This is a genomic window from Konateibacter massiliensis, from assembly GCF_900184995.1.
Taxonomy (GTDB): domain Bacteria; phylum Bacillota; class Clostridia; order Lachnospirales; family Lachnospiraceae; genus Lachnotalea; species Lachnotalea massiliensis.
Map to the genome: position 1 here is coordinate 1,411,966 of NZ_LT860099.1, position 19,846 is coordinate 1,431,811.

Genomic DNA, 19,846 nt, shown 5'->3' on the forward strand with positions numbered 1-19,846 from the left:
AACTATTTTGAAGCTTTTATCTATTGCAATTCCTTGCTATAATTCACAAAACTATATGAGAACTTGTATCGACTCACTGCTGCTTGGCGGAGAAGATGTTGAAATCATTATCGTAAATGACGGTTCATCCGATCAGACGGCTGATATTGCGAATGAATATGCCAAGGCTCATCCCACTATTATAAAGGCAATTCACCAGCCAAACGGCGGACATGGTGAGGCTGTAAATACAGGAATCAAAAATGCTACCGGACTCTATTTTAAGGTAGTTGACAGTGACGACTGGGTAAATGATCAGGCCTACTTTAAAATTCTTGAGACTCTTCGAAATATCGTACGAGGAAATCAAGCACTGGATATGCTGATCAGCAATTTCGTCTACGAAAAACAGGGTGCGACTCATAAAAAGGTCATGAGCTATAAGAGTGCCTTTCCACAGAATAAAATTTTTACATGGAACGAGGTAAAGCATCTTCACAGAGGACAGTATATCCTAATGCACTCCGTAATCTACCGCACCCAGCTTTTGATTGACTGCGGACTGGAGCTGCCAAAGCATACGTTTTATGTGGATAATCTGTTTGTATACCAGCCTCTTCCATTTGTAAAGACGATGTATTATCTGAATGTGAATTTCTACCGTTATTTTATCGGACGAGATGACCAATCCGTACATGAGAGCGTTATGATCGGACGTATCGATCAACAGATTTTGGTAAACAAGCTGATGATTGATTCCTATGATTTGTTTAAGCTGACTGATCGAAAGCTTCGCAAATACATGATTAGTTACATCGAGATTATCACAACAATCTCCTCTGTTCTCTTAATCCGTTCCGGTACAGATGAGAATTTTGAGAAGAAGCAAGAGCTCTGGCGCTACTTAAAAAAACAGAACCGACACCTCTACTATAAGCTTCGCTTCGGTCTGCTCGGACGCTATGTAAATCTTCCGGGCAAAGGGGGACGTAAGATGTCCATTGCCGGTTACAAGCTCACGCAAAAGTTTTTTGGATTTAATTAAATGAAATAAGAGTCTTTTCTTTTCATAAAAAGTGGCTGTCGCGATTGCAACAGCCACTTTTTTTATTATCTCAAACGAGCAAATCAGCTATCCGCTTCCTCTCGTCACATTTCTTAAGATAACGTTCTCTGGTATTCATTCTCCTTATCATTGGAGAATACCCAATCGTTATGGTAAACAAGAACATAGGCAATTCCCGCCATAATAAACGCCGTAATCATATCAAATATCGAATGCTGTTTGAGTAGCACTGTCGACATGATAATCAGCATCATCAAGACAAAGGACGCCGTACAAAGTCCTTTCTTCTTGTTCAGTCTCTCACTTTTTATAATCGCAAGGTGAGTACCGATGGAATTATAAACGTGGATACTTGGAAACAGGTTTGTAGGAGTATCTGCCTTATATAATCCGGCGACTGCCTGCGTAAATATATTATCACGCGCAAAGGTTACCGGACGCAGCAAATGCCCGTTAGGATACACCGTAGATATAATCAAAAATATGGTCATACCTGAAAATAAAAACAAACACATCTTGTGATAGCTCTTTATATCATTGAAAAAGAAAAATAAAAAAGTGGCTGCTACATATCCAAACCATAATAAATAAGGAACGATAAATACCTCATTAAAAGGAATTTTGTCGTCAATATCCATATGGATAACGTGATAGCTTTTTACACTCCGTCTTTCCAGCCAGAAAAACCACGGCAAATAAATGCCTGCATAAGCCCAGGTCACTGCATGTTTATATTTCTTCAAAAACTCCTTCAAATTCATAAATACCAACCTTTCAAAGAATGGAATTTCACCCTAATCTGGATTATAGCACACTGTTTTTACAGAAACAACCACTTACTCTCAAGTTTACAAAGTCTTAAACATTTCTTGCTATAATCGTAAGCTTCTCATTCAAAGTATGAACCGAAATCTCATTTTGCATTCCCATACTTTCACCATCCGTATGAACATTCATTTTTCTGGAGGTCTTGATTGTTATTTCATTGCAGCGTATCATGTCCACCCCACGAGATTTTGTGTGTTTTCCAAAATAGGCTGACGGCAGAAGGCAAAGCAATTTCAGCTTTTTGAGGTTCTTCACCACACAAACATCTATTTTTCCATCATTATAACTGGCTTTTGGGCAGATCATCAGCCCACCCCCCTCATATTTATGTATATGCGAGGATATGAAATATATTCCTTTATAGCTTCTTTTTTGCTTTCCGTCAATTAAAATTTCTGAACTTGGCATTTGAAATAACAGAATTTGCTTCAATGCAATCAATACATAAGTCAGTTTGCCAAGCTTTAATGTATTTAAAACCTTCTTTATTTTAGAATCCAGTGCCTCCTCACAAATAGAAGCATCAAGACCAATTCCGTTGCTCACAACAAATCTTCTTTTCCCTTTTTTTGTTCTTACCTCTCCGATATCCATTTGAATAAAATATTTCGGACTTAATATATTTAAAATTGCCTTCTTTGGATCTGTCGGAAGCCCCAGGCTTCTCGCCAAATCATTGCTTGAGCCGGTCGGAATATAGCCGAGGATTACATGTTCAAAATCCCCAATCCCCTCTACAACCTCATTTACTGTTCCGTCTCCGCCCAACACGACAATTCTTATATTTTGCTCTGTAAAAGTGAGGTCTTCCGCTATTTTGGTCGCATGTCCTTTGTATTCCGTAAAATACGTCTCATATGCGGTCCCCTGTTCCTGCAAAACCTCCTCGATTTTTCCCCATATTACTCTTGCATAACCCGATTTTGAATGTAAATTGACAATAAAATGCAGCATACTCCTTGTTCCTCCTTCATTCGCTCCTTTTTTAATAGTAGCATTTTCTGCTTTTTCGGTCAACTGGTTAAAGATTGGAAGTAAATTTAATGAGGTATTCCACGAGCTTAGTATTTATGGTATAATAATCGCGCTTAGCGAGGTACTTTCGAGCTTAGCAAGATATAATACCTAAATCCTTAGCGAGGTGTTTCACGAGCTTAGTATTTATGGTATATTATTTAATAGAACAAGAATACTATAAACGAAATGTAAGAAAGATATTTATGAGGAAAATTGTATGAAAAAAAATTTAATTGTAGGGCAGTCCGGCGGACCGACTGCTGTTATTAATTCCAGCTTGTATGGCGTTATTGCGGAGGCATTGAAATCTACCGATTCCATTGAGACTGTTTACGGCATGGAAAACGGAATTGAAGGATTTTTGAAGGGAAAGGTTATTCCGATTACCGGACAGTTTTCCGATGAAGAATTGAAGGTTATTCAGACAACACCCGGGGCTTATCTTGGCTCCTGCCGCTATAAGCTTCCGGCTGATTTGGAGAATGAGGTTTACCCAAAGCTTTTTCAGGAATTTGAGAAGCTGAATATCGGTTATTTTCTCTATATTGGCGGAAATGACTCAATGGATACCGTGAGCAAGCTCTCTCGATACGCAGAATCGATTCAAAGTTCTGTCCGTATTCTGGGAATTCCAAAGACAATTGACAACGACCTGGTATGCACTGACCATACCCCGGGCTTTGGAAGTGCCGCGAAATTCGTTGCCTCCTGCGTGAGAGAGATAGCTATTGATGCTTCTATCTACGATGCCAAGTCCGTTACCATTGTGGAAATTATGGGACGCCATGCCGGATGGCTGACTGCTGCTTCCGTCCTTGCCCGAAAGTTTGAGCAGGACAACCCAGTGCTTATTTATCTTCCGGAATCCAACTTTGACGAAGAAGACTTTTTAAAGGAGCTTGATCATCATCTGCAAACGAAGAAAAATCTTGTTGTATGCGTATCCGAGGGGCTTCACGATGCCTCAGGCACTTTTATCTGCGAGAAGGATGGCTGTGCGGGTGTTGACAGCTTCGGGCACAAGATGCTGGCAGGCTGCGGCAAATATTTGGAGGAGCTTGTAAAACAGCGTCTTAACATCAAGGTGCGCTCCGTTGAGTTAAATGTCGTACAGCGTTGCTCTTCTGCTCTTTTATCTGAAACTGATTTAAATGAGGCGGCATTAGCCGGACAGACAGGCGTACAATCCGTTTTGAAGGGCGAAACCGGAAAAATGGTGGCATTTAAGAGAATATCTGATACACCTTATGAACTGACACTTGATTTGGTAGATGTCAATCAGGTGTGCAATCAAGAAAAAAAGGTGCCAAAGGAATGGATTACCAAAAATCAGACCGATATCGGTGAGGAATTTCTCTCCTATGTACGCCCTTTGATTCAGGGAAATGTAACCATCCCTCATAAAGACGGCCTGCCTTTGTTTGCTTACCGTAAATAAATAGGAAAGAATGCATATCATTCAAAACAGCAGGGACACCTTCCGAGTGCTCCTGCTGTTTTAAAATTAACTATTTTACAATTTCGTCAAAACTATTTAGCTCAAGGTCATCGTATGACTGCCCTATCTCACTTGATTTTATATATTCCTCCATCTTCTTGTTAAGATTTTTGGAACTTGAATTTTGTATTGCTGCCTGGATGGCATCCGTATAAAGTCCTGCGCCTGTGGAAACCTCTCCACCTGATTGCCCTGACGTATCTGCTGAAGCAAGAACGCTTGCCTCTGCCGATGCCGCTGCAATCGCATTTGCCTTTTCCGTATCTGACTTCGCCGATTTTAATGCTCGCTCCAGATTCTCCCTTATCCTGTTAGCATTTACCGCTTTCCGGTACATATCAGGACTTTTTTCTTTTAGATATTGCATCTCTTCTTTCGTTACACTTTTTCCGCACGCAATCTTTCTCGCAATGATTTCAGGAGACATTTTTTTCTTGCTTCCTGCTTTCATTTGATCAAACAGGGATACTCTCTCCAATTTCACGGTCTGACTGCTTTTTGCAGAAGTGCCGGTAACTGTACCGCCGATTGATACAGCATTTGTACTTGACAGACCATTTTGATTATCCGGATTATGCTTTGAATAAAAGCTTCTGGCGTCAATATTGATATTCATAACTCATCCTCTCCCTTACATAACTTCATAGTTCATATCGTCATAAATATCAAAAACATAACCTTTTTCAGAAAATCGTAAGGTTATCCCTCTTTTTTTTGCTCAAGGTGTCTTTTCCGATTCATGATACCACCGATTCGACCTGTCTCTTTTGCCGAAAGACTTTTCCAGCCATCCTCTAACACTCTGTCCAGCAGCCCCAGCTCCTCCGCAATCTCATACTTCATTTTATCCTCCGGTGCTATATGGTTCAAATCAATTTTCTTCTCCGTTTTGCTCATAAAAAATACTCCTTTCGCTTCTGCTACTAGGAGTATCGCCGTTTTTCAGTAATTTATTCAATTTTTATTCCGCAAAAAGCTTATTCATAATCCAGCTTTAATACAATATTTTGCGGATAATCTCCAAAGGAATCACCGAAAATATTTACGCCGCCGATATGTTCGGCATCCTCCTTGATTCCTATTTTCACTGATATATAAGGGTTATCTGCCAAACGATAGTCGTTTATTGCCCTCTCACTTATCTTCTCTGTATCAATGAAGGTTCCTGCCTTTGTAAGCTGCCATGCCTTAAGCTGTCCGTACTGAGTATTTTTATCCGGCCACCAATCAGGATTTAGCTTTCCCCTTCTTCCTCCAAAATCACTCGGGCACTGCCATGTTCCTGCCTCCATACCGTTAATCCAGACCGTAATGTCGGACTTGCAGTTTAAATCATAATCGGATGCCTCGGAGCATAACTCAACGGAAAGCTCTGCAAGCTTCACCTTACGGTTTTGTATTGCTGCATTCGGAAAACGATATTCCACATAGCCTGCGCCAAACCAGATGAGCTTTGCGGTCGTTCTGGCAGGATTGTAAAAGCATCTTGGCTCATCTTCGTCATCAATATGTCCTTTTTCATTTACAATACCGCAGGTCGGGGAAACCTTATAATCCACATAGTTTCCGATTGGCATACTGATCATCTCTGTTTTCTCATTGATGCTCTCCTCCATATCCAAGCGGATATGCAGGTCGTCAACCTGTTTGTAGCACACCTTCATAGAGCCTCTGATACCCGGCTGCAAATCACAGTAAATTAAGCCTGCCTCCTCCAGCACTTTTACATTTAAGGCTGCCGTGGAAGCCGGAATATCTAACCTTTCCGCAATTTCATTTACCTTTAGGCTCTCCTTACACAAAAGCTTTAATATATCAATCCTGACTTCCGATGCCAAAGCTCTTGCTGTTAAAACCAATCCCTCATCGTTCAGGTCCAAAGTTCTTTTCTCCATCTGTTTCTCCCGTTATCCTAAAATTATGAACACTGCATCCTTACAAATTTATCTCTGTCACGAAACACCTCAATCATTTCATTTGTAAGACTGATTGTGGAAGTAGTTTTCGGAACATCCTCACGCTTGAACCAAGTTGCCTCCGACAGCTCACTCTCTTGGAGCGTTACCGTGTCCTCCCCGTCAATTTCCGCAAAATATCCGACCAATAATGAGCCTGAAAAAGGCCATGGCTGTGTTTTATAGTAGGTGATATCCTTTACCTTTAAGCCTACCTCCTCCATCACTTCACGCCTGACTGTCTCTTCCAGCGTTTCTCCAATCTCCGTATAGCCTGCCACCAACGCATAGTTTTTATAAATGCCGTGGGCATATTTTGTCAGTAAAATTTTATCCTTATTCGTGATTGCAACAATTACTGACGGGCTTAGATTTGGATACACTATATTTTTGCAAGAATGACATGTCATGGCGCGCTCTGCCTTATGACGAATCATTTTTCCGCCGCATCTTCCGCAGTATTGATGGTTTTCATACCACTGGCGAAGCTGACCTCCCACCGCAGCGGCATATACCTTCCACATTGGCTTCTCCATTCGAATGCCATGGAGATTTTCATACTGCCATGGTCCATTTTCCTCTATTTCAATGTTTTGTATGTAAAAATAATTATCTGTATCAATTGAGAAAAGATAGATGTAATTTTCTTCCCTGCCCGCGTGTATCTCCTCAAAATCTGAGACCTTCGGCAGCTCAATTCCCTCTTCGTTCTTTTTTATCAAAATGGAGTTCTCTTTGAATATAAGAAGATAGTCGCTTTTAGACGGCTTTTTATTCTCGTATTGGTTACTAAAAATATGTGGTGCTATATCCTGAATCATTTCCATATCTCCTGTCTGAATAATCTGATGATATAATGTCTATGATACCAAGGTCAGAAGGTCATGTTTTTCATGCTGGCATGAAAAAACATGACTTTGGGACCTGCAAAACATGAGAAAGTAGCCCGAATAGGGCGGATTTCGAATGTTTTTAGGATTGTGGGAGCACAAAGTGCGTAACAATCCGTAGGTATCAGGGCGCAAAATACCTTTTGACCCCAACATCATGTCTATTACACTACATTACATTATATTAAATTACTTCGTAATTCATTGGTATCCCCATCCGGGATGATATAATGTCTAACGACATTATATCATATCCTGCGTATTTGTGTTATACTGGTAATTATAAAATGATTATGAGGTGATAAAATGTCAGAAGAAACAAACGTTACAGAAATAACCCCTTCCATGGCGGATTTTGAAGCTGAGCTTGAGCGCTCTTTTCACAAGCTAAAAGAAGGAGATATTTTGACCGGATCAGTGATCGGTGTGTCCGAGACAGAGGTTACTGTGGATCTTGGAAGCTATAGCGAAGGAATTATCAAACTGGAGGAGTTGAGCAACGACCCTCGTTTTTCCATTAAAGCTGATATTCACGTTGGTGATGAGGTTTCCGCCGAGGTTCTCTATGAGGACGCGGAGGGACGTATTTTTCTGTCCAGAAAAAATGCGTATAATGTACTTTCTTGGGAAGGCTTAAAGGAAATGCTTGCAAACAAGACTGTCAGCACAGTTAAAATTGCAGAAGCCGTAAACGGTGGTGTTACCACCTTCTTAAACGGAATCCGTGCTTTTATCCCGGCATCTCAGCTTTCCCTGCAATATGTAGAGGATTTGCAGAGCTTTGTAGGCGAAAAGCTGGAAGTTCAGGTAATCGAGGTCAATCAGGAGGATAACAGACTTATCCTATCTGCCAAAGAGCTGTTAAAAGAAAAAGCTCTCGCTGACAAAAACAGTAGAATTTCCAAGCTGCAGCCGGGACTTATCGTGAGCGGCAAGGTAGAAACCATTGTCCCTTACGGCGCTTTTGTCAATATCGGCGAGGATTTAACCGGCTTGGTTCATATCTCACAAATTTGCGGACGACGCATTAAGTCTCCGAAGGAAGTTATAAAAGAAGGCGATGAGATAAAGGTAAAAATCATCGACATAAAAGACGGCAAAATAAGCCTCAGCATGAAAGCTGTGGAAGAAAATGCAGACGCCTTAGCAGATGTAGAGGAGGCAGCATTTGAATATACCTCCGGTGAAGAGGCTTCCACAAGCCTTGCTTCTTTACTCGGTAAGATTAAGCTGTAGATTTTGAAAGAATTTCATCTAACTATTAGTGCCTCCCCGGCATTAAAAACTGCCGGGGAGGCACTCTTTTTCTTCATCGAACAACAGACTAACTCTTCATCTTCGGATTAAAAATCAATGACGCCAGATATCCTAAAATTAAGGCTCCTGAAATTCCTACCGCACTCGCGGTAAAACCCCCCATAAAAATCCCCATAAAGCCATCCTTGTCAATAGCTTCACGAACTCCTTTCCAAAGCACATTCCCAAAACCAAGCAGCGGAACGCTTGCTCCCGCTCCGGCAAATTTCTGAAACGGCTCGTAGATTCCCAATGCTCCAAGTACAGCTCCACTGCATACAAGCAATACCATAATTCTTCCCGGCATCAATTTGGTTCTGTCCATTAAAATCTGTATCAGAGCACAAATTAAACCACCTATCCAAAACGCATTTATATAATCCATTTTTTCACTCCTTTTCTTATCATTGGTATTATATTTCCCTTTCATTTGTAATCTATTCATAGCAGTGATTCATGTCTTATTTTTCTTTATTTTTGCCGTTGTACGGTGCTTTAATCTATGCTATTATAAATATATAATTCAGGTAACTGTTCAAAGCCAAGCAAATTTGATAAAGATACGCGCAGTGTTTTCGAGATTTGCTCTGAACAGTTACTAATTTTAGTATATTCTTACATGAAATGAGGTATAGATTATGGCAAAGAAAAAAGTTGTAGTTGCCCTTGGGCGTGAGGCATTCGGAGCTAAAATACCGGATCAGAAAAAAGCGGTAAAGCGCGCTGCTAATGCAATCGCAGATTTGGTGGAGGCGAAATATCAGGTTGTCATCACACATAGCAACGGCCCTCAGGTCGGCATGCTTCACACCGCCATGACAGAATTCAGCCGTCTTGACAATGAATACAGCGTTGCACCTATGTCTGTCTGCGGTGCTTTAAGTCAGGGATACATCGGTTATGACCTTCAAAATGCAATCCGCAGTGAACTGTTAGAGAGGGGAATTTTTAAGCCTGTCTCCACGATTATCACGCAGGTTCGCGTGGACCCTTTTGATGATGCATTTAACCATCCTACAAAAGAAATCGGTCGCTATATGTCCAAGGAAGAGGCTGACGAGGAAATCAAAAAAGGAAACTATGTTACCGAGACGAAAAAGGGCTTTCGAAGAATTGTCGCAACACCAAAGCCGGTTGATATTTATGAGATTGATGCCATCAAGGCTCTGAGTGATGCCAACCAGCTTGTGATTGCATGCGGCGGCGGCGGAATTCCTGTTTTGGAGCAGGGTACTACACTTAGAGGCGCTAGTGCCGTCATTGAGAAGGACAGCGCAACTGCAAAACTTGCAGATATGCTGGATGCCGATACGATTCTATTCCTCACAGGAGTTGAGAAGGTTGCCCTTCACTACCAGACCCCGGAGGAAACATGGCTTGATACCATTACCACAAAAGAAGCAGAGGAATATGTAAAAGAAGGGCATTTCCCTGAAACCTCCATGCTTCCAAAGATTGAGGCTTCCATTGATTTTGTTGGGAAGAAAGCCGGACGTAAGGCGATTATCACCCACCTTGATAAAGCAAAAGAAGGCATCGGAGAAAAAACCGGTACGATTATTATTTCATAAAAAATCCCACAGATATCATTTCTATTTCGATATCTGTGGGACTTTTTATGTCATCGGGAAACTTTTCCGAATTTTCTATATAATAAGCAATTGTTATGCACACCTGCATAATGGATACATCCGCCTCTACTGTACGGTAAATCCACTCTTATCCTCCGTGTAAACTACACGCATGCCCTGCTCCAGAAAATATTTCTCAAGCACCTCATAAAGTTCCTGCTGCTTTCCTGCCTCCAACTCTTCAATGGAAAGGCTCTGTCCGCCGCAAGCATCTCTCAAATGAAGCTTATAAGGCAATCCTTTTTCCTCCAACTGCTTATTTATCTCCACAATCTGGCCGATTGTCACTATCTTCATACATAAGCCTCCTTCTACCAATCATCTTTTCTTAGGAAAGGGCTATCTCTCCCTCAAACACAATGGTCGCCGGTCCTGTCATATATACTTTGTTTTCACTGCGGTTCCACTCTACCATTAAATCTCCGCCAAGCAATCGAACGGTTACCTTATCCTCCGTCAAGCCGTTTAAAATGGATGCAACTGCTGTCGCGCAGGCTCCGGTGCCGCAGGCAAGCGTTTCGCCTGAACCTCTCTCCCACACACGCATGTCGATTGTCTCTCGGTCGATGACCTTTGCAAATTCTGTATTGATACGTTTTGGAAATCTTTCGTGGTTCTCAAAGCCGGGTCCTATTTTTTCTAAATCCAAATCCTTTACGTTATCCATATAAATAACGGCATGCGGATTTCCCATCGAAACACAGGTCATATTATAGTTTTTTCCGTCCACCTCAATCGGGGCTGCTATCACGCTCTCACCGTCCGCAACAACAGGAATTTTTGCAGGGTTAAGCTCAGGGCTTCCCATATTTACTTTTACCAAGACAGCCTTATCATTCTCTACTGTCAATTCAAGCTGTTTAATCCCTGCAAGCGTCTCCACAGAAATACTAGTCTTATCGGTCAGCTTATAATCGTAGACATATTTTGCCACACAGCGTATCCCATTTCCGCACATTTCGCCCTGTGAACCGTCCGCATTATACATCTCCATCTGAAAATCCGCCACCTTTGAAGGCTTGATTAAAATCAAACCATCCGAACCGATGCCAAAATGCCTGTCACTCACCATTTTTGATACTTCACTTGGATTATCTATTTTTTCCTCAAAGCAGTTTATATAAACATAATCATTTCCTATTCCATGCATTTTTGTAAATTTCATGATACTCTTCCTCTCTTTGCTTCTGTTAAGCTACAGTATAAACCATATTTGTAATAAAAACAGCGCATTTTTTGCTTCATGGCTTGCAAAAAATGCTTTGTTTTATATCATGAGTGAAGGCTGTGAGAGTTGATGCAGACTTGGCTGTTTTTACTCCTTCATCATGGTCAATAGCATCTGAGCTGTTTCCACCATGCTGGAAGTGTTGTCCATGCTGCGTTTTTGAATATAACGGTGAGCCTCCTCCTCCGTCATATTGTTACGGTTCATAAGCAATTCCTTCGCTTGAGCGATAAGCTCTCTCTCTCTCTCATTTCGTTCGCGCGGCTTCTGCTTTTGCTTCTTGCGCTTTTTCTCAAGTGCTACGTCCATCATTTGAACGGTATTAATCAAATCATAGGCTTTAATCGGCATCGGCAGGCATACGATATCCTTGCCGCCCACATTGTTTAAAACGCTCGGGGACGCCACTAACAGCATATCAAAACCGGCAGGAAGCCAGTCTCTAAGCTGAGCATATACCATATCCGGAAATTTATAGCCGCACACGACAATACCGTGGCTTAGGCTGTCCGCATAGTTTAATGCCTGCGCTCCCGAGGTGCACACTCCTGCGACAGAATAGCCGCTTCTGACTAACAGATTTCTTATGCTTTTCCCATCTTCTGCTTTGGGAAAAACAACGATTAAACTTGCCACAATTACACCTCCTCAAATAGTTCCTTCTGGCATAATTGTGCTAAAATTTATATAGGTATTCTTCAATCTCCCAGTTAGTCACCTGCGTGCGGTAGCTCTCCCACTCCTGTTTTTTGGCGCTGATATAGCGTTCGCTGATATGTTCTCCAAGCACTTCTAAAATTAATGAATCATTTTCAAGCTCTCTGATTGCTTCCTCAAGATTTCCCGGCAAAGAATCAATGTGCTCGGCTGCTCTCTCCTCATCCGTCATGGCAAAAATATTTTTATCCACGCTTGCAGGAGCCTTAATCTTATTCTTAATACCGTCAAGACCTGCTGCAAGGCATACAGCAAGTGCCAGATATGGATTGGTGGAAGGGTCCGGGCATCTAAGCTCAACTCTTGTGCTCTCTCCTCTGGACGCCGGAATACGGATCAGAGGGCTTCTGTTTGTCGCAGACCATGCGATATAAACGGGCGCCTCATAGTCCGGTACAAGCCTCTTATAGGAGTTAATAAGCGGGTTTGTAATCGCTGTCATACCTTTTATATGCTTCATGATGCCGCCCATAAAATAGTAAGCATCCTGACTCAAGCCTAATTTATCGTCTGGGTCATAAAACGCATTTTTTCCGTTTTTTGAAAGGGACATGTTTGTGTGCATACCGGAACCGTTCTCGCCGTATTTTGGCTTTGGCATAAAGGTAGCATAAAGACCATGCTGCTTTGCGATGGTTTTCACAGCAAGTTTAAACGTCATAATATTGTCTGCCGTTATAAGTGCCTCATCATATTTAAAATCAATCTCATGCTGTGCCGGTGCAACCTCATGGTGAGAGGCTTCAATCTCAAAGCCCATCTCCTCAAGCGTGAGTACCATATCTCTTCTCGCATTTTCTCCCAAGTCCACAGGTCCTAAGTCAAAATAACCTGCCTTCTCGTGGGTCAGAGTAGTCGGAAGTCCGTTGTCATCTGTGTGATAAAGGAAAAATTCACACTCCGGTCCTACATTGAACGTATAGCCCATCTCTTCGGCTTCCTTTAAGACTTTTTTCAGAATATAACGCGGGTCTCCCTCGAAAGGCTTTCCCTCCGGTGTGTAAATATCACAGATAAGACGTGCCACCTTCCCCTGCTGCGGTCTCCACGGAAAAATCTCAAAGCTATCTAAATCCGGGTATAAATACATATCGGACTCTTCAATTCGTGCAAATCCCTCAATCGAGGAACCGTCAAACATACACTCGTTGTTCAATGCCTTTTTAAGCTGGCTTGCTGTAATTGCAACATTTTTCATCATTCCGAATATATCGGTAAACTGCAGTCTGACAAATTCAATATCTTCCTCTTCCACTAACCGGATAACATCTTGCTTCGTATATTTACTCATTGTTTTCGCTCCTATTCTTATTATTTTTCGTTTTTATCGGTTTCCTTGTATACTTCTTTGCTTATTTTATTCCCTGCTCCTTCTGTTTAACACAGAATATTAGTCATAAATTTATTTAAGATCTAATACATTGTATAAAGTAAAACAATAGGAGGGCTTTCCATGAGTTCCAAAACAAAAATCGTAGTGATACAGCTAAAAGAATTAATTTATACCGGGCTATTTGTCGTGCTTGGAATTCTTCTTGTGTTGCTATTGATTTTTATGTTTCTTCCCAAAAATGCAAAAGATAATCAAGCAGCTCCTACCATGAACTACGTTGCCGGTGTATATTCCTCCTCACTGGTAATCAATGACAATACCATCGATGTCGAGGTGGTTGTTGATGAGGATCATATTAATTCTATCCGTTTAGTTAATCTGAGCGAAGCTGTCACTACCATGTACCCGCTCATGCAGCCTGCCTTAAGTGATTTGACTGAGCAAATTATCACAAACCAATCTCTTGAGGGCGTTACATATTCGGAGGATAATAAATATACCTCTATGGTACTTTTAGATGCAATTGAAACAGCATTGGAAAAAGCGACTCCGGCGGCTGAGTAAGCTCTTCCATTCCTTATAGGAAGACCTTTTTAAAAGGTCTTTCTATAATCTATGACAGGCTATCCAAATCCTCCAGCCAAATTCTTGCGCAGGCATCACTTGGCATACGCAAATCACCACGCGGTGATACCGCAACGGAGCCTACCTTTGGTCCGTCAGGCAGGCAGGAACGCTTGAACTGCTGGCTAAAAAACCTGCGGTAAAACACGCGAAGCCATTTTAATATGACCTCATCCTCATAAATACCTTTAAATGCGAGCTTTGCCACTCTGTAAATCTTGGACGGCTCATATCCAAAACGCAAAAGATAATAAAGATAAAAATCATGCAGCTCATAAGGACCCACAATGTCCTCTGTCTTTTGGGCAATCTTTCCGTTTTCCGGTGGCAGAAGCTCCGGACTTACCGGTGTGTCCAAAATATCATACAATACGCTCTTCAATTTCTCATCCTTGCAGCTATCCGCGTAATATTCCACCAGATGTCTGACTAAGGTTTTCGGAACAGAGGAGTTTACTCCGTACATGGACATGTGGTCACCGTTATAGGTCGCCCAGCCAAGTGCCAGCTCCGACATATCTCCCGTTCCCACAACCATTCCGTTCACTTTATTTGCCACGTCCATCAAAATCTGGGTACGCTCTCTCGCCTGTCCGTTTTCATAGGTCACATCATGGATACTGCTGTCATGCCCGATATCACGAAAATGAAGATTTACGGCTTCTTCGATATTGATTTCCATAAAGGAAGCACCCAATATCCGAATCAATTCAACGGCATTTTGATATGTTCTGTCCGTCGTGCCAAAGCATGGCATTGTGACCGCCGTAATTTTCTCTCTTGAAATAGAAAGACTGTCAAACGCCCTCACGGTGACAAGAAGTGCCAGCGTCGAATCCAATCCTCCTGAAATACCCACAACTGCACTCTTACATCCGGTATGCTTTAACCGCTTTTTCAGTCCAAGGCTTTGCATCGAAAGAATTTCCTCACAGCGTCTTTCCCTGTCTGACTTGCTCTTTGGAACAAACGGAGAATTATCAAACCTTCTGCTTAAAACGGTCTCTTCCTGTTTTAAAGAAAATCCCACTTTTACGTAGCTCTCATCTTCCTTACTCTCAAAGGTTGTCATTCTTCTTCTCTCACTTCTTAAGCGGTTAATATCAATGTCCGCCACAATCGTCTCATTTTGGAAACGAGTGGACTCGCTTAATGCAACTCCGTTTTCTGAAATAATGTTGTGACCCCCGAAAATCAAATCCGTTGTGGATTCCCCTTCTCCCGCATTTGCGTAGAGGTAGGCACACAGTATTCTTGCGGACTGCCCGTTAATCAGACTTCTGCGGTATATATCCTTTCCAGTTGTCTCATCACTTGCCGAAGAATTTACAATAATGGTTGCTCCTGCAAGCGCATGGCGGATGCTTGGAGGATTCGGTGCCCACACATCCTCACAGATTTCTCCGGCAACGACAAGCCCTTCCATCTCCCTGCACTCAAACAGGAGATTCGTTCCAAATAAAACCTCTTTTTCATTTACCGTAATTACAATCGGCTTCTCATTGCCTCTTGTGAAATGTCTCGCCTCATAAAACTCAGAGTAATTCGGTATATGCGTTTTCGGAATCATGCCAAGTATTTCCCCATTGCAAATTGCCGCTGATACGTTGTAGAGCTTTCCGCAAACCTCGATCGGCAGCCCCACAAAGATAAGAATAACCTTATTTTTTGAAAACTCAGCCAGCAAAATAAGCTGCTCCTTTGCTTCCTTTAAAAGCTTTTCCTGCAAAAACAGGTCACTGCATGTATATCCGGTCAGAACAAGCTCCGGAAACACAATGAGCTTTACGTGTTTTTCCAATGCTTTTTCTATCTCTTTTTCAATTTCCAGTCTGTTAAATTCGCAGTCTGCCACTTTGATCTCGGGCGTTGCGGCTGCCACCTTTACAAATCCCTGCTTCATATATCAGTCTCCTATTTGCTCTTTTTGTACAGTTCCTTTAATTCGTCAACGCTGTATTTGTAATGTGTATTGCAAAAATGACAGTTTACTTCAATTTCTTCTCCGTCATCTATCATTTCCTGAATCTCATTTCTGCCAATAGCGATGATTGCCTTCTCCACACGTTCCTTGGAACAGTTGCAGTAAAATGCAGTCGGAACCGTCTCCATAATCTGCAAATCACCGAAATCTCCCAAGATTTTTTCTAAAATCATCTCCGGTGTAAGGCCGTCATCCAACAATTTTGTCACGGAGGTAATTTCTGCGAGCTTTTCTTCCAGCTTGCTTATCACTTCCTCCTCCGCAAACGGCATAAGCTGAATAATAAAGCCTCCTGCCTGCTTCACGGTATTATCGCGCTCCATAAGCACCCCAAGTCCCACGGAGGAAGGCACCTGCTCTGAGGTTGCAAAATAGTAGGTCAAATCCTCTGCTATCTCACTTGTCTGCAGGACAGTCTGTCCGATGTACGGCTCCTTCATACCCATATCCTTGATAACATTTAGAAATCCTACTCCGACAGCCGTTGCCACATCCAGCTTACCCTTTGCATTAGCCGGAATAATAACCTCAGGGTTATTTACATAGCCCTTCACATTTCCTTTGGAATCTGCTGTTACGGTCATTCCGCCAAGGGGACCGCCCGCTTTCACCTGAAGCGTCAGAATATCCTTCTCGCCCTTCATCATAATTCCCATCATACTTCCAACTGTCAGAAGTCTTCCAAGTGCCGCTGTTGCCACCGGGCTTGTGTTGTGTGCCTCTCTTGCCTTTTCTACCAAGTCCCTGCTTGTCACGGCAAATGCTCTAATCTGGTTGTTTGCTGCTGTTGCTCTTACTATATAATCACTCATATCTATTTTCCTTTCTCTCTTGCAATCACATAAATTCTTTCACTGTCTGCCTTTGGCTCTTCCTTTGTAAAGGCATTATATGCCGCTATAAATTCCATTCCGGCTTTCTCCAAAAGTGACTTAACTTTTTCAAGCTCATATGCTTTCTGATAGTGGCTTTCCTCATATTTTCTGTATAAGTCGCCCTCCTCCTTGATATAGAGGGTCAAATCATACTCGTTAACACATTCCTCTTCATAATAATAGTTATCCCATATAAAGCTGCACTCCTCACGCTTCTCTGCAATTACTCTTTCTCCGAGCAGGTGCTCGTATTTATACTTCGTGTTTAAGTCAAATACAAAAATCCCCTTTGGGTCCAAATAGTTATTGACCAGCTTAAATACGTCCAAAAGCTCTTCTTCCTCCATGATATAATTTATAGAGTCGCATATGCTCACAATTGCTCTCACGGTTCCGTAAAGCTCAAATTCTCGCATATCCTGAAGCAAATATAAAATATCAAGGCCGGATTTTATTTTTTTCTCCATTGCAATCTCAAGCATTTCTTCTGAGTTGTCAATGCCTATCATATCAAAGCCTGATTTTGCCAAGATTTCAGTCAGACTCCCTGTCCCGCACCCAAGGTCCAATACAAGCCCCTTATCAATCCCGTATTCCTTTAAAATGTCTATGATATAGTTCGACCATTCCTTATAAGGTATGTTGTCCATAAAGGTATCGTATACTCTCGCAAAACTTGTATAAGCTTCCATTTTTTCCTCTTTTCTGTATTTAATCGTTTGTTTGCTTTCAGTCAAAAAATCCTGTATACTAATCTTACTTACGGAAAGGAATCAATTGCATGAAAAAACAGATGATGACACAAACCATAAGGCGCATTTATATCGCAAAATTAGTACCTGCGCTCTTATTTCTTATTTTAATTGGCTTTCTACTCTATACATATCCGTTTCGGGAGGTTTTATTTCCCAAACAGCTCGATACTATCAATAGTATATTGGATGAACACGGTAACGGTCAAGAATTTCTTACAATGACTGTTCCTGATTTATACTACACCGGCTATGACAGCGAGGAAAAGTTTTTGAAAAAAGGCTCTTATTATTATTGTTTTATCGATGATAAGTGTGTATTCTTTCTTCTCAATAAAAAAGGAAAGACACCACTTCCTGCCGAGCTGCATGACGTTACAATAAAAGCAAAGCTTATACCCAATTCTGCCGAACAGGATTTCCTGCTTGAGCGATTTGCCCTTGATTTAAAGTGGACAAAGACCGATTTATCTTCGGTCAGCGCCGACTTTATTGTCAGTGAGCCGGATGCCTTCGTTTTGCAAACCTACTTGCTGCTGGTTTTGCTCGTTGCTTTTGGTATATACGCATTAGGTTCTCTGCTTTTATCCCTGCTTTGTCTCATCCTGCCGTTTCTTTCTCCGGTGTGCAGACCTCTTGGCAGAGGTGCAAAAGCCAAACAAATGCTTTCGGAAGCCGATTTGGAGCTTGATGCCTATCGGGAATTCAGTATTTCAACCATGCAGATTACAAGAAACTACTTCTTTGAGTTTCACACCTATGAAGCAAAGGTCGTTCCGATTGAGAAAATTGTCTGGATTTACAAGCACAGCACCTTAAGTAAATTCTGGGGCATTTCCTATACGCTTGTTTTTCACACCAAACGTGGAAAAGTGAAATTTAAGCATAAGGAAAAATTTGAGGCAGATGCTGTCTTAGAATATTTATCTCAGAAAAATCCTTCTATTCTGGTCGGTTACTCCAAGGCAAATGCAAAACTTGCAAAAGCAAGATAAGGCTGTAAGCCGCTTTATTTATCAAAAATAAGCTAAAGCTGTCTAAGACCAGTTTTTTGACTGGCCAAGACAGCTTCTTTGCTGTATGACAGAAATTCCTGTCATGTAAAATCTATTATGCGCTCACGATCTGTTCCAACGCCTCTAGCAGTTTATCCATCTCTTCATCCGTTCCAATGGAAATTCTAAGATAATTGTCAATCCGCGCGATGTTGAAATACCGAACATAAATTTCTTTCTCGCGAAGCGCCTCAAATATATCCTTCGCCGCCATCTTACCATGGCTTGCAAACAGGAAGTTAGCCTTCGAGTCGGTAAAGTCAAAGCCAAGCCTTGCCATTTCCCCCTTCATACGCTCCCTCGTCGCAACCACCTTGTCTATCATCGCCTCAAAATATTCCTTATCCTGTAACGAAGCAACACCTGCTGCAATTGCTGTACTGTTTATTGTGTAGGAGTTGTAGGAATTTTTCACCGCATTTAAGCACGCAATCAACTCCTTGCTTCCGATTGCATAGCCGATACGGATACCTGCCATTGAACGTGACTTAGAGTAGGTCTGTATGACAAGCAGGTTATCGTATTTTTCAACAAGTTCCAACGCCGATTTACCACCAAAATCAATGTAAGCCTCATCAATCATAACAACAACATCTCGGTTATGAGAAATGATATCCTCCATCACTGACAGCTCCTCATAAATAGCTGTAGGCGCATTAGGATTTGGTATGATAATTCCGCCGTTTTCCTTGTAATAATCCTCTTTTACAAGGCGAAACGCCTCATCCAGCATCGGACGTTCATAAGGAATCTGAAACAAATCCGCCCACACGCTATAAAAGGAATAGCTCACATCGGGAAACAAAATTGGCTTGTCGGAATTGAAAAACGTTAAAAATGCCATTCCGATTACATCATCCGAGCCGACACCAACGAAAACATTTTCTTCTTTTACTCCGTGGTAATCTGCCAGTGCTTTTACAAGCTTTGCGGCACTCGGACTTGGATACAGTCTCAAGTCATCGGTCCCAAATTCCTGAAGTGTCTTTTTCACAACATCGGAAGGAGGATACGGATTCTCATTTGTGTTGAGCTTAATTATCTCCTTGCTTTCCGGCTGTTCCCCTGGTACATACGGTACTACTTTTCTAACATTATCCTGCCAAGCCATCGTTTTC

At 41.8% G+C, this 19,846-nt stretch carries 21 protein-coding genes; 6 read left to right on the forward strand and 15 right to left on the reverse strand.

The features are described from left to right. Positions 1-7: 7 nt before the first annotated feature. On the forward strand, positions 8-1,024 hold the full coding sequence (locus tag CTY48_RS12320) for a glycosyltransferase family 2 protein (protein WP_099468781.1): 1,017 nt from the start codon (positions 8-10) through the stop codon (positions 1,022-1,024). A 113-nt stretch (positions 1,025-1,137) separates the two neighbouring features. Here the strand turns inward: CTY48_RS12320 and CTY48_RS12325 are convergent, their stop codons facing one another. Together CTY48_RS12325 and CTY48_RS12330 are read right to left on the reverse strand one after the other, a co-directional pair. Then, a complete protein-coding gene (locus CTY48_RS12325) occupies positions 1,138-1,806 on the reverse strand; it encodes a phosphatase PAP2 family protein (protein WP_408609847.1) in 669 nt (222 codons plus the stop codon). A 97-nt stretch (positions 1,807-1,903) separates the two neighbouring features. After that, the gene (locus tag CTY48_RS12330) at positions 1,904-2,827 is read right to left on the reverse strand and encodes a diacylglycerol/lipid kinase family protein (RefSeq protein ID WP_099468782.1); all 924 of its coding nucleotides are present in this window, start codon (positions 2,825-2,827) and stop codon (positions 1,904-1,906) included. A gap of 280 nt (positions 2,828-3,107) precedes the next feature. Between CTY48_RS12330 and CTY48_RS12335 the strand changes: the two genes are divergently transcribed. Next, positions 3,108-4,328: a 6-phosphofructokinase gene (locus tag CTY48_RS12335; protein ID WP_099468783.1), complete on the forward strand. Its 1,221-nt coding sequence runs from the start codon at positions 3,108-3,110 to the stop codon at positions 4,326-4,328. Between the two features lie 70 nt (positions 4,329-4,398). On the opposite strand, the gene CTY48_RS12340 is transcribed toward CTY48_RS12335, so the two are convergent. From CTY48_RS12340 to nudC, 4 genes are all read right to left on the reverse strand, one after another. Continuing rightward, entirely contained in the window at positions 4,399-5,004 is a 606-nt protein-coding gene (locus tag CTY48_RS12340; protein WP_099468784.1) for a hypothetical protein, read from the reverse strand. A gap of 83 nt (positions 5,005-5,087) precedes the next feature. After that, positions 5,088-5,285, reverse strand: coding sequence for a small, acid-soluble spore protein, alpha/beta type (locus CTY48_RS12345; protein ID WP_099468785.1), 198 nt, complete (start codon positions 5,283-5,285; stop codon positions 5,088-5,090). A gap of 80 nt (positions 5,286-5,365) precedes the next feature. Further along, the gene (locus tag CTY48_RS12350) at positions 5,366-6,283 is read right to left on the reverse strand and encodes an ArsR/SmtB family transcription factor (protein WP_099468786.1); all 918 of its coding nucleotides are present in this window, start codon (positions 6,281-6,283) and stop codon (positions 5,366-5,368) included. Between the two features lie 23 nt (positions 6,284-6,306). Next, entirely contained in the window at positions 6,307-7,164 is an 858-nt protein-coding gene (gene nudC, locus CTY48_RS12355; RefSeq protein WP_099468787.1) for an NAD(+) diphosphatase, read from the reverse strand. A gap of 375 nt (positions 7,165-7,539) precedes the next feature. Here nudC and CTY48_RS12360 point away from each other — a divergent pair, with 375 nt between their 5' ends. Further along, the gene (locus CTY48_RS12360) at positions 7,540-8,469 is read left to right on the forward strand and encodes a S1 RNA-binding domain-containing protein (RefSeq protein WP_099468788.1); all 930 of its coding nucleotides are present in this window, start codon (positions 7,540-7,542) and stop codon (positions 8,467-8,469) included. Positions 8,470-8,557: 88 nt separating this feature from the next. On the opposite strand, the gene CTY48_RS12365 is transcribed toward CTY48_RS12360, so the two are convergent. Continuing rightward, positions 8,558-8,914, reverse strand: coding sequence for a SpoVA/SpoVAEb family sporulation membrane protein (locus tag CTY48_RS12365; protein ID WP_099468789.1), 357 nt, complete (start codon positions 8,912-8,914; stop codon positions 8,558-8,560). 253 nt (positions 8,915-9,167) lie between these two features. On the opposite strand from CTY48_RS12365, the gene arcC reads away from it, so the two are divergent. Continuing rightward, positions 9,168-10,100 carry a carbamate kinase gene (gene arcC / locus CTY48_RS12370; protein WP_099468790.1) on the forward strand — a complete coding sequence of 311 codons (933 nt, stop codon included), beginning with the start codon at positions 9,168-9,170 and terminating at the stop codon, positions 10,098-10,100. A 126-nt stretch (positions 10,101-10,226) separates the two neighbouring features. On the opposite strand, the gene CTY48_RS12375 is transcribed toward arcC, so the two are convergent. The 4 genes from CTY48_RS12375 to glnA all read right to left on the reverse strand — a co-directional run bounded on the left by CTY48_RS12375 (position 10,227) and on the right by glnA (position 13,396). Beyond that, on the reverse strand, positions 10,227-10,457 hold the full coding sequence (locus CTY48_RS12375) for an RDAC family protein (RefSeq protein WP_099468791.1): 231 nt from the start codon (positions 10,455-10,457) through the stop codon (positions 10,227-10,229). 31 nt (positions 10,458-10,488) lie between these two features. Further along, entirely contained in the window at positions 10,489-11,325 is an 837-nt protein-coding gene (gene dapF, locus CTY48_RS12380) for a diaminopimelate epimerase (RefSeq protein ID WP_099468792.1), read from the reverse strand. Positions 11,326-11,475: 150 nt separating this feature from the next. Next, complete coding sequence (locus CTY48_RS12385; protein ID WP_099468793.1) at positions 11,476-12,024, reverse strand: ANTAR domain-containing response regulator; 549 nt, start codon at positions 12,022-12,024, stop codon at positions 11,476-11,478. A gap of 40 nt (positions 12,025-12,064) precedes the next feature. Further along, complete coding sequence (glnA, locus tag CTY48_RS12390) at positions 12,065-13,396, reverse strand: type I glutamate--ammonia ligase (RefSeq protein WP_099468794.1); 1,332 nt, start codon at positions 13,394-13,396, stop codon at positions 12,065-12,067. Positions 13,397-13,558: 162 nt separating this feature from the next. On the opposite strand from glnA, the gene CTY48_RS12395 reads away from it, so the two are divergent. Then, the gene (locus CTY48_RS12395; RefSeq protein WP_099468795.1) at positions 13,559-14,002 is read left to right on the forward strand and encodes an FMN-binding protein; all 444 of its coding nucleotides are present in this window, start codon (positions 13,559-13,561) and stop codon (positions 14,000-14,002) included. Between the two features lie 49 nt (positions 14,003-14,051). Here the strand turns inward: CTY48_RS12395 and CTY48_RS12400 are convergent, their stop codons facing one another. The 3 genes from CTY48_RS12400 to CTY48_RS12410 are packed head-to-tail and all read right to left on the reverse strand — an operon-like array spanning position 14,052 to position 17,613. Next, a complete protein-coding gene (locus CTY48_RS12400) occupies positions 14,052-15,965 on the reverse strand; it encodes an NAD(+) synthase (protein WP_099468796.1) in 1,914 nt (637 codons plus the stop codon). Between the two features lie 11 nt (positions 15,966-15,976). Next, on the reverse strand, positions 15,977-16,858 hold the full coding sequence (gene hslO, locus CTY48_RS12405) for an Hsp33 family molecular chaperone HslO (protein ID WP_099468797.1): 882 nt from the start codon (positions 16,856-16,858) through the stop codon (positions 15,977-15,979). 2 nt (positions 16,859-16,860) lie between these two features. Continuing rightward, the gene (locus CTY48_RS12410) at positions 16,861-17,613 is read right to left on the reverse strand and encodes a class I SAM-dependent DNA methyltransferase (RefSeq protein WP_099468798.1); all 753 of its coding nucleotides are present in this window, start codon (positions 17,611-17,613) and stop codon (positions 16,861-16,863) included. A gap of 89 nt (positions 17,614-17,702) precedes the next feature. Here CTY48_RS12410 and CTY48_RS12415 point away from each other — a divergent pair, with 89 nt between their 5' ends. Then, on the forward strand, positions 17,703-18,668 hold the full coding sequence (locus tag CTY48_RS12415; RefSeq protein WP_099468799.1) for a DUF6709 family protein: 966 nt from the start codon (positions 17,703-17,705) through the stop codon (positions 18,666-18,668). A gap of 115 nt (positions 18,669-18,783) precedes the next feature. Here CTY48_RS12415 and hisC read toward each other — a convergent pair whose 3' ends face one another. Continuing rightward, positions 18,784-19,839 (reverse strand): histidinol-phosphate transaminase, encoded by a 1,056-nt coding sequence (gene hisC, locus CTY48_RS12420; protein ID WP_099468800.1) that lies wholly within the window; start codon positions 19,837-19,839, stop codon positions 18,784-18,786. Between the last annotated feature and the right edge of the window lie 7 nt (positions 19,840-19,846).